General features: G+C 65.1%; 14 protein-coding genes. 2 read left to right on the forward strand and 12 right to left on the reverse strand.

What is annotated here, in order from left to right:
* Positions 1-14: 14 nt before the first annotated feature.
* From KUL93_RS08075 to KUL93_RS08085, 3 genes are read right to left on the reverse strand one after another with little or no spacing between them, the layout of a single operon-like run.
* The gene (locus tag KUL93_RS08075) at positions 15-1,445 is read right to left on the reverse strand and encodes a multifunctional CCA addition/repair protein (RefSeq protein WP_217126561.1); all 1,431 of its coding nucleotides are present in this window, start codon (positions 1,443-1,445) and stop codon (positions 15-17) included.
* Complete coding sequence (locus KUL93_RS08080) at positions 1,446-2,423, reverse strand: complex I NDUFA9 subunit family protein (RefSeq protein ID WP_217126562.1); 978 nt, start codon at positions 2,421-2,423, stop codon at positions 1,446-1,448.
* On the reverse strand, positions 2,420-4,456 hold the full coding sequence (locus tag KUL93_RS08085; RefSeq protein ID WP_217126563.1) for a lytic transglycosylase domain-containing protein: 2,037 nt from the start codon (positions 4,454-4,456) through the stop codon (positions 2,420-2,422). Before KUL93_RS08085 ends, KUL93_RS08080 begins: the two co-directional genes overlap by 4 nt.
* A 3-nt stretch (positions 4,457-4,459) precedes the next feature.
* Here KUL93_RS08085 and KUL93_RS08090 point away from each other — a divergent pair, with 3 nt between their 5' ends.
* Positions 4,460-5,050 carry a 5-formyltetrahydrofolate cyclo-ligase gene (locus tag KUL93_RS08090; RefSeq protein WP_217126564.1) on the forward strand — a complete coding sequence of 197 codons (591 nt, stop codon included), beginning with the start codon at positions 4,460-4,462 and terminating at the stop codon, positions 5,048-5,050.
* Here KUL93_RS08090 and KUL93_RS08095 read toward each other — a convergent pair.
* Genes KUL93_RS08095 through recA form a run of 9 tightly spaced genes read right to left on the reverse strand, consistent with a single transcriptional unit; the run spans position 5,039 to position 12,824 of the window.
* Positions 5,039-5,698 (reverse strand): acyltransferase, encoded by a 660-nt coding sequence (locus tag KUL93_RS08095; protein WP_217126565.1) that lies wholly within the window; start codon positions 5,696-5,698, stop codon positions 5,039-5,041. The genes KUL93_RS08090 and KUL93_RS08095 overlap by 12 nt on opposite strands.
* An 8-nt stretch (positions 5,699-5,706) precedes the next feature.
* Positions 5,707-7,248, reverse strand: coding sequence for a threonine ammonia-lyase, biosynthetic (ilvA, locus tag KUL93_RS08100; protein ID WP_217126566.1), 1,542 nt, complete (start codon positions 7,246-7,248; stop codon positions 5,707-5,709).
* Positions 7,224-8,183, reverse strand: a complete 960-nt coding sequence (hprK, locus tag KUL93_RS08105) for an HPr(Ser) kinase/phosphatase (protein ID WP_346731675.1) — start codon at positions 8,181-8,183, stop codon at positions 7,224-7,226. Before hprK ends, ilvA begins: the two co-directional genes overlap by 25 nt.
* Before the next feature lie 17 nt (positions 8,184-8,200).
* Positions 8,201-8,656, reverse strand: a complete 456-nt coding sequence (locus KUL93_RS08110; protein WP_217126568.1) for a PTS sugar transporter subunit IIA — start codon at positions 8,654-8,656, stop codon at positions 8,201-8,203.
* Positions 8,653-8,970: a ribosome hibernation-promoting factor, HPF/YfiA family gene (gene hpf, locus KUL93_RS08115; protein WP_119334260.1), complete on the reverse strand. Its 318-nt coding sequence runs from the start codon at positions 8,968-8,970 to the stop codon at positions 8,653-8,655. Before hpf ends, KUL93_RS08110 begins: the two co-directional genes overlap by 4 nt.
* A 23-nt stretch (positions 8,971-8,993) precedes the next feature.
* Positions 8,994-10,481 carry an RNA polymerase factor sigma-54 gene (gene rpoN, locus KUL93_RS08120; RefSeq protein WP_217126569.1) on the reverse strand — a complete coding sequence of 496 codons (1,488 nt, stop codon included), beginning with the start codon at positions 10,479-10,481 and terminating at the stop codon, positions 8,994-8,996.
* Positions 10,478-11,200 carry an LPS export ABC transporter ATP-binding protein gene (gene lptB, locus KUL93_RS08125; RefSeq protein WP_283249601.1) on the reverse strand — a complete coding sequence of 241 codons (723 nt, stop codon included), beginning with the start codon at positions 11,198-11,200 and terminating at the stop codon, positions 10,478-10,480. Before lptB ends, rpoN begins: the two co-directional genes overlap by 4 nt.
* A gap of 4 nt (positions 11,201-11,204) precedes the next feature.
* Positions 11,205-11,705: a regulatory protein RecX gene (locus KUL93_RS08130; RefSeq protein ID WP_217126571.1), complete on the reverse strand. Its 501-nt coding sequence runs from the start codon at positions 11,703-11,705 to the stop codon at positions 11,205-11,207.
* Positions 11,706-11,744: 39 nt separating this feature from the next.
* Positions 11,745-12,824 (reverse strand): recombinase RecA, encoded by a 1,080-nt coding sequence (recA, locus tag KUL93_RS08135; protein ID WP_249419371.1) that lies wholly within the window; start codon positions 12,822-12,824, stop codon positions 11,745-11,747.
* A gap of 137 nt (positions 12,825-12,961) precedes the next feature.
* On the opposite strand from recA, the gene KUL93_RS08140 reads away from it, so the two are divergent.
* The gene (locus KUL93_RS08140) at positions 12,962-14,107 is read left to right on the forward strand and encodes an efflux RND transporter periplasmic adaptor subunit (protein ID WP_217126573.1); all 1,146 of its coding nucleotides are present in this window, start codon (positions 12,962-12,964) and stop codon (positions 14,105-14,107) included.
* The last annotated feature ends 4 nt before the right edge of the window (positions 14,108-14,111 follow it).

Raw genomic sequence — 14,111 nt, forward strand, 5'->3', positions numbered from 1 at the left:
CGGCAGACTCGTATTTATTGGGGGTGGGACTGGGGGACGGGCGGGCGGTTTGCGTTCGGGGCGTCGTCTGGGGGCAAAAGGGTTTTGGCGCTCGCGGCGATTGCTGCGATCCGTGCGGCACGAATGCGCTCCGCAATGCGGCGGGGGTCACCGGCCGCGCTTTGGGCGATCTTCGCGGTGGGAATGGCGCGCGCCGCAGTAAGCGCCTGTTCCCAAAGGGTGCGAACGGGCGCGTAATCGACGACCAAGGGGGGGCGCGCTGTGGCGTCGCATTCGCACGCGGCAAGGAGCTGCGCAAACCGCGCCGGGCGGCGCAATGCGTCGCACCGTTCCAAAACTTTGAGGCGCGTTGCCGGCCGCAGACGCCTTCCTTGGTGGATGAGACCGTGTTCGCGCGCTACCAGCACCGCGAGCGCGCGACAGTCGTTGGGGGCTTTCAGGCGTCGGCTCACCGTTTCGGCCAAACAGGCACCGCGGGCTTCGTGTCCGTAGTGGTGGGGTAGGATTTCGGCGGGTGTTGCGCCTTTGCCCAGATCGTGCAGCAGCACCGCCCAACGCACCGCAAGAGGCAAACCTTGGCGGGCGCTGTTGCCAAGCGCGAGCAGCGTGTGGGTGCCGACATCCCCTTCCGGGTGGTAGCGTTCGGGCTGCGGCACACCAAAAAGCGCGGCGAGTTCGGGGATGAGCGCCTTAAGGGCGCCGGTCTCTTGCAAGAGTGCGATCATGCGTTGCGGCGCGGCTTCCATGAGGCCGCGCGCGAACTCCTGCCAGACCCGTTCGGGGGTGAGCGCGGCAAGCTCGCCGCTTTGGGCGATCGCCGCGATCAGTTCCCGGGTTTCCGGTGCGACGGTGAACGTGGTGAAGCGGGCCGCGAACCGGGCGACGCGCAGCACCCGCAGCGGGTCTTCAACGAACGCGGGGCTCACGTGACGCAGGATCTGGCGTTTTAGGTCCGCTACACCCCCGTAGGGGTCGATGAGCGTGCCATCGGGCGCTACCGCGATCGCGTTGATCGTGAGGTCGCGGCGTGCCAGGTCGGCTTCGAGCGTGACGTCGGGCGCGGCGTAGCAGGTAAACCCTTTGTAGCCACGGCTACTTTTGCGCTCGGTGCGCGCCAGGGCATACTCTTCGCCCGTTTTCGGGTGAAGAAAGACGGGAAAGTCTTTGCCCACCGGTCGGAAACCGCGGGCAGTGAGGGCTTCCGGGGTGGCGCCGACCACCACCCAGTCGCGGTCATGGACAGGCAGCCCGAGGAGTGCGTCGCGCACCGCGCCACCGACGAGATAGACATCGAGCCCCGCGACCAAGGGGTCGGGGGGTGCGAGCTGCAAGCGGGCGCGCAGCGTTTCACGCGAAGGGGAAGGGGGCGGTAGCGCGGCCGGAGCAGCATTTGCTTCCGCGTCGTTGCGCACGCTGCCGGACGGTTCGGGAAGCGGTGGCACCATTTAGCCTGTATGGCGACGCCGCCACTCGGCGTAATGCGCGCGATAGGTGTCGTGCGCGAGGTATTCGGGCGCAATGGCTTCGAGTGCCGTCGGGGTGAGCCCAAAGGGAAGCGGCGAGCCGTCGACGACGTTGGGCACTTCGAGTGACCGCAGGTTGTCCGGGGTGAGCGGTGGATTGGGAAGAAGGGCCATGAGGCGCGCTTGCAGGAAGGCGAGGCGATCCGGCAACGCGATCACGGGACGCGGATGGCCGGAGAGGCGCGCGGCATAGTCGACGAGCGCTTTGAGGGTATAGACGCGCGGGCCACCCAACGGGTAGCTCTGTCCGATGCTTTCCGGCGTTTCCAGCGCGGTCAAGATTACCGAGGCGACGTCGCCGACATAGACGGGTTGGAGTTTCGCGTCGGCTTTTCCGATGGGCAGTACCGGTGCCCAGCGAGCCAGACGGGCAAAGAGGTTGAGGAAGGAGTCGCCGGGGCCGAAGACGACGCTCGGGCGCAGGATCGTCCATTGGGTGGGGTTCTCGCTGCCTGCGGCGTCGAGCACGGTGCGGATCGCAGCTTCACCTGCGGCTTTGCTGCGCAGATATTCGGATGGCGCAGTGGGCGACGCACCATTGGCGCTGATGTGGATGAAGCGGGAAACGCCGGTGTCGCGGCACGCGGTGGCGAGCCGTTTGGGCCATTCGACGTGTGCCTGCGCAAAATCGGGGCCAAACGGGGCGCCAGCGCGGGAGTGGAGGATGCCGACGAGGTTGACGACAAGATCGGCACCACGCACCAACGCAGTGAGTGCCGGCACGGTGCGCTCTTTGAGTTCGACCACTTCGGCGGTGGGCAGTAGAAGGAGTTCGCGGGCGTTTTGCCAGCGCCGGGTGGGGATGATGAGCCGCCAGCCGCGGGCAGTAAGGCGGTTTGCCAGGTGGCGGCCGATGAAGCCGGTGCCGCCAAAGAGGACTGCAGTGGGTTTGTGGGTCATGGCGTCTCCTTGTCGGTGAAGTGGGCTGAGCGAAGCCGTTCGTTCAGAGCCGAAAGTTGCGGTTGGGCATTGCCGGTTGGCAGAAGTAGCGCCGAGAGCGGTTTGGGGCTGCCGAGGAGATGGCTGTAGATCACGGTGTTGGCGAGCACCTTGCGGACGTATTCGCGGGTTTCGTCGAGCGGAAGGAGCTCGATGTAGCGCAGCGCATCAAGAAGCGCCCCGTCCCCGGCAAGATCGAGCCGGTAGCGCAGACGGCCGATCCGGCCGGGACCGGCGTTGTAGGCGCCCGTGGCGAGTACCGGGTGACCGTCGAGCTGTTCGGTCATGAGGCGCAGGTAGGTAATGCCAAAGCGCAGGTTGGTTTCCGGCTCGAGGAGTTGGTTGGGGTGAAAGCGCCGTTCGTTGCGCTTTTGGGCGAGCCATTTGCCCGTTGCGGGCATCACCTGCATCAGCCCCAGCGCGCCGCTGGTGGAGCGGGCATCGGCGCGGAAGCGGCTCTCTTGGCGCATCACGCCATAGACCCAGGCGGGGTCGACCCCTTCGGCCTGCGCGGTGGCTAGGACGCTTGCGCGCCATGGGGTGGGGTAGCGCAGTGACCACGCGGTGCGGTCGTCGCTGCGCTCGAGGAGCCGAATCGCGGCGTCAAAGCGGCCGTCCTCGGCAAAAAGGGCGGCAGCGGCGTGGCGCGCTGCGGCGGCGTCAGCCCCTTTCCACCGTTCGGCAAGGAGTTCGAGCTCGCGGAAGGCTTCGGTCTCCCATCCGCGGCGCAAAAAGGCGCGGATGGCGGCCACCTGCGGATCGGCGGCAACCCTTTGCCGCGCGGTGGTGGGAATTGGGGGTTCCGAGGGGATGGTGCGCGGCTGTTGCAGCAGTTCCGCGGCAAGTAGGCCAAAGAAGTGGTCGGCTTGGGCGAGTTCGGCAAAAAGCGCTCGGGCGCTGTCACTCTTACCAAGCGCCTTGAGGGTCCAGGCGCGCCAGAAACGCCAAGCTGGCGCTTCGCGTTCGGCAACCGTCAACTGCTCCAGGAGCCGCCAGGCGGTGAGCCACTGCTCTTCGGCGATCGCCATACGGATCTGCCAGGCGAGCGGTTCGCGCCAAACGGCGCTGGGGGTGAGTTCTTTGCTCCACCCAGGTGCTTCGGGCTCGCCCCGTTTGGCGGCGGTGAGAAACGCGGCGCGGGCTACCGTTTCGGCAAGCAGTGGGGGGAGCGTGCTGCGCTCGGCCCAGGCGCGTTGTGGGTGTTCGCGAGCGAGCGCCAGGAGGCGCTGCGCCGCGTCAAAGGGCAGCACAGCACTCTTTTCGGGGAGGAGTTCGCGCCACGGGGCAGCCGCTTTTTCCCCTTTTTCGAAAGCGGTGGCAAGCGCTCGCTCAATGAGCCACGCTTCGGGGATGAGGCGCTGCGCAAGGGCAGCGCGGAAATAGGCGGCGCACGCCTCATTGGGGGTGGTGAGCTCGGCTAAGAGCGACCGCGCCGTTTCCCGTTCAAGGGGCGAAGAGGTAGCAGCGGTGGCAAGGCGCGTCTGCGCCAGCCAGCAGCGGCTGGTGGGATCGTGTCGCAGCAGCGCTTCGAGGTGACGGCGCGCTTCGGGCCACGCTTCGCGCTCGACCGCTTTTTGGATGAGCGCCCGCCGAACCCGGTCGGCGGCGCCGCTCCCAGCGTGGTTTTCGAGAAAGCGAGTAACGGTTTCGCGGCTGAGGGTGGGGTCATCGCGTAAAATCTGCAGGCTCATGCGCCACGCGGTAACGGTGGGGCCCAGGGGGTCGGCGCGGGTCTGTGGTTCGAGCGCAAGAAGGGTTTCCAGGTCACCGCGGGCAAACGCGGTGCGGGCGCGCGCCACCGCGTCTTCAACCGGTTTGGCCGCAGGCGGTTTGGTTGCCAGCGCTTTGGTAGCGGTATGCGGCGAAGCAGCCGCAAGCGGCAAGACCAGGAGGCTTGCGCCAGCAAAAAGAAGCAGCGTAAGCTGCCGCCAACGAACCGGGCGAAGCGACAGGGCGCAGCGATTCATCGGGGGAAAAAGGAAACGAGGAGTCATCTTTTGATTGTACCTGATCCAAGCGTTCGGCAGGCGTTGCGGCGGCGCATGTTGGCCTGGCGGCGAGGGCTTGCGCCCCACGAGTGGGCGGCGTTGAACGGGAGGCTACTCGCGCATCTTGGCCGCTGGTGGCATGACTTCCGTGCCAGGCTAGCGGAGTCGCCCGTTTGGGTGGGACTCTATTGGCCGATGAAAGGGGAGCCCGATCTGCGTTCGCTCTTTGCTGACTGGCCATGGCGGGCGCTCCCCGCGGCCGTTGCGCCCCATTCGCCGCTTCTTTTTCGACCGTGGCACGAGGGGGTGCCGATGATCGACGATTGCTACGGGATTCCGACCCCCGCTTCCGCCGAAACGGTACGGCCCGAGGTGGTGTTTGCGCCGCTTGTGGCGTTTGATCGCCAAGGCTACCGGTTGGGGTACGGCGGCGGGTTTTATGATCGGACGCTCGCGGCGTGGCGTGCCGAGGGGTGGCAGGGGATCGCGGTGGGGGTGGGGTTTGCGGCGGCAGAGGTGGCGTCGCTCGCCCCAGAGGCGCACGATGTGGCGATGGATGTGGTGGTGAGCGACGCCGGGGTGGTGTATTCAGGTATTTGACGGTTGCAAGGCTGGATGACTGAAGTGCGTTTCGCTCAGCGATTTGAGGACTGTTGCGGGGTTGCCCGCGATGAGTACATGGGTTTCGGTGAATTTTCGTGTGACGATGCTGCCCAAGCCGACGATAGTAAAGTCACCAACGGCGCTTCCTGGGGCAAAGCGGACAGCCGAACCGATATAACAGTGGCGACCGATGGTGATATTCCGGTCACGCACCCCCAAACCGTGCGCCCAGAATTGCGAGCCTCTTCCCGCGATCCAAGAATGGGCCCCCAAGCGGAAAACGCCGGCGATATCGAAGAAATGGTGGCTGGTGATCAAGGTATGGGGTTCGATGCGCAGTCGGCGTTCGTATGTGGTTTCCCTCGCCGCTGTCCACCAACCGCATTCAAACGTATTGTTGGGGCCAATCGATGCGTGCTCGCCTATTTCGATGTGCATCGGACCGATGAAGCGGTTTCTCGATCCGATGGCACATCTGATGAGCTTAGCTTGGTCGACGGCAATGACGGTTCCCCAGCCAATGGTCGCCTGTTCGATCGTGTATCCCAAGCAAAGGCGATAGCCCCAGCAGCGCAGGCTGTTGAAAGGTAGATGGGCGATGAGTTTGGCAACGGCCGTGCGGATGCGAGGATGGGAGAACCGCATGATTGGCTTCACCCCGCCGCCAAAAAGAGCGCGTACGCCGGGTTGTGGGTCTCTTCTTCCCATTCGTAGCCTAGGCGGTCGAGGAACGCGCGGAATTCGGCCTCTTCTTCAGGTGGGACCTGCATTCCCGCCAGCACCCGGCCGTAATCGGAGCCGTGGTTGCGGTAGTGGAACAGGCTGATGTTCCAGTCGGCGCGCAATTCGGAGAGGAATTTCATCAGCGCGCCGGGACGCTCGGGGAAGACGAAACGATAGAGGCGCTCGTTGCGGATGTGGGGGGCGCGGCCACCCACCATATAGCGGACGTGGGTCTTCGCCAGTTCGTTGTCGGTGAGGTCGAGCGCGCGTAGCCCTGCGGCTTCGAGTTGTTGGATCAGGGTTGCCACTTCGTCGCGGTTGTGGATGGTGACGCCGACGAAGATGTGTGCTTCGTTCGGGTCGGCGAAGCGGTAGTTGAATTCGGTGATGTTGCGGTGCCCAAGGAGCTGGATGAAGGCTTTGAACGAGCCCGGCCGCTCCGGAATGGTCACCGCCAACACCGCTTCGCGCTGTTCACCCAGTTCGGCCCGTTCGGCGACGAAGCGCAGGCGGTCGAAGTTCATGTTCGCGCCAGAGGCGACCGCAATGAGGGTTTGGCCGGTGACCTGGTGGGTGCGTGCCCACGCTTTGAGCCCGGCGACCGCGAGTGCGCCAGCCGGTTCGAGGATCGCGCGCGTCTCTTCGAACACGTCTTTGATCGCGGCGCAGATTTCGTCGTTGGAGACGACCACCATCTCATCGACATATTGGCGGCAGAGGCGGAAGGTCTCTTCACCCACCTGCTTGACCGCAGCGCCGTCAGCGAAGAGGCCGACCTGCTCCATCGCGATCCGTTCGCCCGCGGCAAGGGAGCGGGTCATCGCGTCGGCGTCTTCCGCTTCGACGCCGATCACGCGAATGTCGGGGCGCAGCGCTTTGAGGTAGGCGGCAACGCCAGCGATCAGGCCGCCGCCGCCCACGCCACAGAAGACGGCGTGTAACGGCTCCGGGTGCTGCCGCAAGAGCTCCATGCCGATGGTCCCTTGGCCAGCGATGACGTCAGGGTCGTCGAACGGATGCACGAACGTGAGTTGTTCTTCTTCGGCAAGCCGCAGCGCGTAGGCGTAGGCGTCGGAGTACGATTCGCCTGCGAGCACCGCTTCTCCACCCCGCGCGCGGACCGCTTCGACTTTGATGAGCGGGGTGGTGGTGGGCATTACGATCACCGCGCGCACCGGTTTGCCGCGCCGCTCACCGATGGTTTTGGCCGACAATGCCACGCCTTGCGCATGGTTGCCGGCGCTGGCGCAGATCACGCCACGGTCGAGTTGTTCTTCGGAGAGATGGACGATCTTGTTGTAGGCACCGCGCAGTTTGAAGCTGAAGACCGGTTGCAGGTCTTCGCGTTTGATCCACACCTGATTGCCGGTGCGGCGGCTCAAGGTCGGTGCGAACTGCAGCGGGGTTTCGCGGGCGACTTCGTAGACACGCGCGGTGAGGATCCGTTTCAGGTAGTGGGTGGCGTCAGACATCGTTGTGCCTCTTGTTCGAGCAGTTTTTCGTGGCGGTCGAGGAATTCTTGGGTGGAATCGATTCCGCGCAGTTTGAGGACAAAATTGCGTACCGCAGCTTCCAGGAGCACAGCCATGTTGCGTCCCGGCGCAACGGGCAGGGTGACGCGGGGGATCGCAACGCCAAGGATCTCTTGTCGCTCTTCTTCCATTTGCAGCCGTGGCAACGGGGTGGTTTCCGGGCTGAGGCGCTTGAGGTGGGTGATGAGGCGCAGGCGCATCTTGCGCCGTACCGCGGTTTCGCCGAAGATGGTGCGGATGTCAAGGAGTCCCAGTCCCCGGACTTCGAGGTAGTTTTGCAGCAGTTCCGGGCAGCGCCCTTCGAGTTCGTAGGGGGAGATGCGGGCCACTTCCACCGCGTCGTCGGCAACCAGCCCGTGGCCGCGCGTGACCAGTTCCAGTGCCAGTTCCGATTTGCCCGTGCCCGCTTCACCGGTGATCAATACCCCGACGCCGAGCACGTCCATCAGCACGCCGTGCAAAATCGTCCGCTCCGCCAGCATGCGCGCGATCTTCAAGCGGAAGCGGTCGATCACTTCGGCGGCAGGACGCGGCGAGGTCAAGAGCGCGATCGCGTGGTCGCGGCAGAGCTCTTCGAGTACGCCGGGGACGGTGCAGCCGTCGGCGACGATGATCGCGGGCGGGCGCGCCGCGGTGATTTCGGAGAGGACGTAGCGGATTTTTTCGTTGGGTTGCTTCGCGGACCACGCGAGTTCGGCCGAGCCGACCACTTGCAGGCGTTCGGGGTGGATCAGGTTCAGGTGGCCGACGAGGTCGGCCGGCCAGATGTGGGTGTCGGTGACACGCACCGTGCGCGTGAGGTCCCCACAGCGGTGCACGAGCGCAAGCGGCTCTGCTAACGCCGCAACGAGCGCCGCGACGGTGGTTTCGCGCACGGCCATCGCGGCGCTCCTTACGCGCGAAACGCGGCGCGCAACGCTTCTGGGGTTTCGGCCGAAAGGATCGCTTCGCGCACCTCTGGACGACTGAGCCGCTCGGCGAGCTCCGAGAGGATTTCCAGGTGCGTTTCGGTGGCTTGTTCCGGCACGAGGAGCGCGACGACGATCGTGACCGGCTGGTTGTCGACCGCGTCGAAGTCTACCGGTTGCGCCAAACGCAGGATCGCGATGCGCGGTTCGGTTAGCCCCGGAACCCGGGCATGAGGGATCGCGATGCCTTCTCCGAGCCCCGTCGAGCCGAGCCGTTCGCGTTCGATCAGCGCGGAAAAGAGCTTACCTGCGTCACACCCTTGTTCCGCGAACGCTTCGGCAACCTTTTCCAACACCCGCTTTTTGCTCGATGCGTCGACATCGAGCCGTACCTGTGCGGTAGCGATGAGCGATGCAAGCAGATCCATTGTCGTCGTCATTCGGCATCGGGCGCCGCCGGGCCGTTGTGGTGGTTGGTAACGATCTCTTTGTGCTTGCGTACTTGCCGGTCGAGTTTGTCGATCATCGCATCGATCGCGGCGTAGAGGTCGGCGCCGACCGCGTGCGCGTGGATGTCCTTGCCTTTGACGTGTAGCGTGCACTCCGCTTTTTGTTCGTTCTTTTCAACCGACAAGATGACATGGCAGCTGGTGACGTGGTCGAAGTGGCGGATGACATGCTCGAGCTTTTCGCGGGCGTATTGTTCGAGCGCTTCGGTGACTTCGACGTGACGACCCGTGATGTTGAGGTTCATGGAACGGTTCTCCTGAAGTGGTATTAGAGCCTTTTTCGCAATTTCGCTGGCGGAATCGAAAGTGAATCGCGGTATTTTGCCACGGTTCGGCGGGCAATCACAATGCCTTCGGCAGCGAGTCGATCGGCGATCGCGGTATCGGAAAGGGGGCGATGGGGGTCTTCGGCGGCAATCAGTGCGCGAATCCGGCTTTTGATCGCGGCGGCCGAGGTGGCGTCGCCGTCGTCGGTGGCGAGCGCTGCGCTGAAAAAGGTTTTGAGTTCGAAGAGGCCGTTCGGAGCGAGCAGGTATTTGCCGGCGACGACACGGGAAATGGTCGATTCGTGCAGCGTGAGCGCCTCAGCCACGGTTTTGAGGGTGAGCGGCTGCAAGGCGCGTTCGCCGTAGCGGAAGAAATCGGCCTGGTGGTCGACGATCGTCTGCCCGACGCGCAGCAAAGTGAAAGCGCGCTGGTGGAGCTGTTTGACGAACTGCTTCGCTTCGATGAGTCGCGCCCGCCACGCTTCCGGGCTCTTGCGCCCGATCGACGCTTGATAGAGCGGCGAGACGACCACGCGCGGATACGCCGCCGGGTTGAGGTCGACGCGAAAACGATCTCCCTCTGGGGTGACGATCAGGTCGGGTATGACGGTTGGCGCCGTTTCGGTGCTGAATCGGCGCCCCGGTTTGGGGTCGAGCGATTCGACGAGCGCGATCGCCGCTTTGAGTTCCGCTTCGCTGCAGCCCAGGGTTTTGCGTAACCCGGCGTAGTCGCGTTTGGCCAAGAGTTCAAGTGCGTCGCGCACGAGGCGCTCGGCGAGGGTGCGTTCGGGTGACGCCGGGCGTTCTGCCAGTTGCAGTAAGAGACATTCGCTGAGTGAGCGCGCACCGACCCCTGTGGGGTCGAAGCGCTGCAATACTTTGAGCGCGACTTCCAGGGTTTCGGTATCGGCGGGGGGATCGACCCATTGGGCGATTTCCGCCAGCGGCGCGCAGAGGTAGCCGTTGTCGTCGAGCGCCTCGATCAACAGCAGGACGTGTTGCCGTACCGTTTCGGGAAGAAGCGTGAGTTCGGCTTGGGCGGTGAGGTGTTCGGTGAGCCCCTCGGGCGCGACGGCGGTTCGGTAAGGGTCGAACGGCTCGTCTTCCGGGGCGATTCCCGGGGTGACCCCTTCCCAGTAGGCGTCGTATGGGGTGTGATCGGGTACGGATTCGTTCGCTTCGGCGCCTGGGGTGGTGGCTTCGACGTGGTCGGCATCTGGCGCCTCTGCGGCACCGGCTGGGGGGGGTTCGGCGCTGCCGGTTGCGGCGCTGCCGGTTGCGGCGCTGCCGGTTGCGGCGCTGCCGGTTGCGGCGAGTTCGTCCCACTCGTCGGCGCGGATCAGGAACGGATTCTGCTCGAGCGCTTCTTCGATCGCCTGGCGGAGTTCCGCAGCAGGTAGGGTGAGGAGGTGCAGCGACTGCTGCAGTTGCGGCGAGAGGGTGAGCGACGTTTGTGGTTTGAGGGCAAGCCCCGTGCCTAGCGTTTTCATAGGCGGAACTGTTCGCCGAGATAGACGCGGCGGACTTCGCTGTGGGCAACGATCTCGTGCGGGGTTCCGGAGGCGATCACTTGGCCGTCGGCGAGGATCGACGCGCGGTCACAGATCCCGAGCGTTTCGCGCACGTTGTGGTCGGTGATGAGCACCGCCACACCTCGGCTTTGCAGGAAGCGGATGATCCGTTGGATTTCGAGGACCGCGATCGGGTCGACTCCGGCGAAAGGTTCGTCGAGGAGGATGAGCCGCGGGTCGGTGGCGAGCGCGCGCGCGATTTCGAGCCGTCGCCGTTCGCCACCGGAGAGGGCCACACTGGGTTGATCGGCCAGGTGGGCGATCCCCAGCTCTTCGAGGAGCGCCATTTCCCGCTGGGCGCGCTGCGGCGCGGGAACGCCGTGCAATTCCAGTACCGCACGGATGTTCTCCCGAACGGAGAGTTGACGGAAGATGCTCGCCTCTTGTGGTAGGTAAGCGAGCCCGTAGCGGGCGCGGCGGTGGATGGGCAGGTGGGTGATGTCGTGCTCCGAGAGCTGGATGCGCCCTTCGTCAGCGCGAATGAGCCCGACGATGAGGTAGAAGCAGGTGGTTTTGCCCGCGCCGTTCGGTCCCAGCAAGCCGACGATCTCGCCGGGCGCGACGGTCAAAGAGACCCCATCGACGACGGCGCGTGCGCCGAAACGCTTGCGCAGGTTTTCGACGATCAAGAGCGACATGGTTTCAGACATCCGGTGGCAGCGCCACCTCTTCGGGCGGGTCGGAGAGGAGCGCGCGAATCGTCTCCCACGAAAAGCCGCGCGCTGCCAGAAAGCGGGCTTGCTTCTGCCACGCCTGCGGGGTCGTGGGCGGGGATCCGAATTTCTTGCGCCAGACCGCAGCGGCGCGTTCGCGCTCGTCACCCAGTTCGGCTTCGGTTTCAGCGAGCGCCTGCGCGACGTCCGCGTCGCTCACCCCACGGGCGTGGAGCCGGTAGGCAATCGCGCGGTTGCCTTGCCGTTCGGCAAGCCGTCGGGCATGGAGCGACGCGGCGCGCCGGTCGCTCAAAAAACCGTGCCGTTCGGCGCGTTCCAGCAGTTCCGCTACGGTCTTCTCCGCTATCCCGCGCCGCGCGAGCGCCGCCGCGAGTTCGGCACGCGTGTATTCGCGGCGGGCAAGAAGGCGTAGCGCGATCGACCACGGTGACGCGCTCGTGTGTGCGGAGGCGGAACGAACGGGGCTCATGCCGCTGGGTCACGAGTGGCGAAAGCGGGCGGCATCCGTTCAGGTCGCCGTCGCATCACTGGGTTCGGCTGCTGCACCATCCTGGGGAGCCGTGCTCCCTTGTGGCAGAGCGTCTGGCGCAGGCAACGGGGGCAGCCCGACCGCGGCGCGGATGCGGTTTTCGATCTCCCGCGCCAGCGCCGGGTTTTGTTTCAGGAATTCGCGGACGTTGTCTTTGCCTTGCCCTAGCCGCTGTCCTTCGTATGCATACCACGCGCCGGTTTTGTCGACGATTTTGTATTGCACGCCGAGGTCGATGATCTCCCCTTCGCGCGAAATCCCCTCGCCGTAGAGGATGTCGAAGCTCGCCTCTTTGAAGGGCGGGGCCACTTTGTTTTTCACCACTTTGACGCGGGTCTCCGATCCCAGCGCTTCGTCGCCCTTTTTGATCGTGCCGGTTTTGCGGATGTCCAGGCGCACGCTTGCGTAGAATTTGAGCGCGTTGCCTCCGGTGGTGGTTTCGGGGTTGCCAAACATCACACCGATCTTCATCCGGATCTGGTTGATGAAGATCACCATCGTATTGGTGCGGGCGATGCTTGCGGTGAGTTTGCGCAGCGCCTGGCTCATGAGGCGCGCCTGTAGCCCAGGAAGGGCGTCGCCCATCTCGCCTTCGATCTCCGCTTTCGGGGTGAGCGCGGCAACCGAGTCGATCACGATCACATCGACGCCGCCGGAGCGGACCAGCATGTCGGCGATCTCGAGCGCCTGCTCACCGGTGTCGGGCTGCGACACCAAGAGTTCGTCGATCTGCACACCCAGTTTCTTCGCGTACTGCACATCGAGCGCGTGCTCGGCGTCGATGAACGCCGCCACACCGCCCAGCTTTTGGGCTTCGGCGATCACGTGCAACGTCAAGGTGGTCTTGCCCGAAGACTCGGGGCCGTAGATCTCGATCACGCGGCCGCGCGGCAAACCGCCGATTCCGAGCGCAATGTCGAGCCCCAACGAGCCGGTGGAGATCGCTTCGATGTTGCGTTCGACGCGGTCTTGCCCCAGGCTCATCACCGCCCCTTTGCCGTACTGCCGTTCGATCTGAGCGAGCGCCGCCTGTAGCGCTTTGCGTTTTTCTTCGTTCATCGCGGGTTCCTGTCGCAACTTTGGGATCGCAGCAATGGTAGCGCGAGGGGCGGGTGAGCGCAAGCGCCGATCAATTGACTTTCCGGTCATTTTTTCTGATACTCTCACCGCAAAGCCAACCTGGGAGCGTGCAGCCGATGAGCGAAGAGAGGAAGAGCAGCGTGGTTCGGCCAAACGGGGTAGCCGATGCGCAGCGTGTGCAATCGCGCAACCGATCGTTCGTACCCGGGTGGGTGGTGGTGGGGTTTGCCGCCGCGCTGGCGTTGGGGTGGGGAGCGGCGAAGGCGCAGCAAGCGCCGGCAACGTCGTCGGCGCCGGCAAGTCAAGGGGGGCAACCGCTACCTAGGGTGGTCGTGGCGCGCGCGGTTCGCGAAACGGTCGTGGTCGAAAGCGACGTTCCGGGGCGGCTTGCCGCGAGCCGCAAAGCCGAAGTGCGCGCGCGGGTGGAAGGGATCGTCGAAGCGCAACGCTACCGCGAAGGGAGCGAGGTGCGGGCCGGAGAGACCCTCTTTGCGCTCGACGATCGCCCCTACCGTGCTGCGCTCCAGGCAGCCGAAGCGCTCGTTGCGCAGCGACAAGCCGAGCTGAAGCGGCAAGAGACGCTGGTGCGCCAAGGGTTTGCTTCGCCCCAGACGCTCGACGTGGCGCGCGCCAATCTGGCGGCCGCCGAGGCGCAAAAGACCCAAGCGGCGCTCAATCTCGAATACGCCAAAGTGCCCGCGCCGATCGCCGGACGGGCGGGACGCGCACTGGTGACCGAGGGGGCGCTCGTCGGCCACGGGGAGGCGACGCTGCTCACGACGATCGAGGTGCTCGACCCGATCCATGCGTTGATTACCGAACCGCAGGCGCAGTGGTTGGCGCGGCGCACGCTCGCGCATCTGCCGCCCCCCCGCTTGGTGATCGACGATGCGGTGGTCGCGATGGGCGAATGGATCGTTTCGGATGCTGCGGTCGACCCGGCAACCGGGACGGTGACGTCGAAAGTGGCGTTTCCCAATCCCGATCGACGGTGGTTGCCTGGGATGTTCGTGAAGGTCCGGGTGCCGGTTGCGGAGCGCGAAGCGGTGGTGGTACCGCAACGCGCGCTGGTTTCCAATAGCGCCGGGCTCTTCGTCTGGGTAGTTGCCGACGGGCAAGCGCGGCTGCAACCGGTAACGCTGGGTGGATTTTCGGGGGAGAACGTCGTCGTTGCTTCGGGCCTGAACGGGGGCGAAGCGGTGGTGGTTTCCGGCCAGGCGCGGCTGCGGCCGCCGGGTGGGCCGGTGACGGTGCAGGAGTGAAACG

This window comes from Hydrogenophilus thiooxidans (genome assembly GCF_019049855.1).
GTDB classification, from domain to species: Bacteria; Pseudomonadota; Gammaproteobacteria; order Burkholderiales; family Rhodocyclaceae; genus Hydrogenophilus; species Hydrogenophilus thiooxidans.

What these genes read in the sequence shown, in the direction of transcription:
- KUL93_RS08075 (WP_217126561.1), bottom strand. Translation starts at nt 1,445, where the DNA reads ATGGTGCCACCGCTTCCCGAACCGTCCGGCAGCGTGCGCAACGACGCG.
- recA (WP_249419371.1), bottom strand. Translation starts at nt 12,824, where the DNA reads ATGAACGAAGAAAAACGCAAAGCGCTACAGGCGGCGCTCGCTCAGATC.
- KUL93_RS08110 (WP_217126568.1), bottom strand. Translation starts at nt 8,656, where the DNA reads ATGACGACGACAATGGATCTGCTTGCATCGCTCATCGCTACCGCACAG.
- KUL93_RS08085 (WP_217126563.1), bottom strand. Translation starts at nt 4,456, where the DNA reads ATGACTCCTCGTTTCCTTTTTCCCCCGATGAATCGCTGCGCCCTGTCG.
- ilvA (WP_217126566.1), bottom strand. Translation starts at nt 7,248, where the DNA reads ATGTCTGACGCCACCCACTACCTGAAACGGATCCTCACCGCGCGTGTC.
- KUL93_RS08140 (WP_217126573.1), top strand. Translation starts at nt 12,962, where the DNA reads ATGAGCGAAGAGAGGAAGAGCAGCGTGGTTCGGCCAAACGGGGTAGCC.
- hpf (WP_119334260.1), bottom strand. Translation starts at nt 8,970, where the DNA reads ATGAACCTCAACATCACGGGTCGTCACGTCGAAGTCACCGAAGCGCTC.
- KUL93_RS08130 (WP_217126571.1), bottom strand. Translation starts at nt 11,705, where the DNA reads ATGAGCCCCGTTCGTTCCGCCTCCGCACACACGAGCGCGTCACCGTGG.
- KUL93_RS08080 (WP_217126562.1), bottom strand. Translation starts at nt 2,423, where the DNA reads ATGACCCACAAACCCACTGCAGTCCTCTTTGGCGGCACCGGCTTCATC.
- rpoN (WP_217126569.1), bottom strand. Translation starts at nt 10,481, where the DNA reads ATGAAAACGCTAGGCACGGGGCTTGCCCTCAAACCACAAACGTCGCTC.
- lptB (WP_283249601.1), bottom strand. Translation starts at nt 11,200, where the DNA reads ATGTCGCTCTTGATCGTCGAAAACCTGCGCAAGCGTTTCGGCGCACGC.
- KUL93_RS08095 (WP_217126565.1), bottom strand. Translation starts at nt 5,698, where the DNA reads ATGCGGTTCTCCCATCCTCGCATCCGCACGGCCGTTGCCAAACTCATC.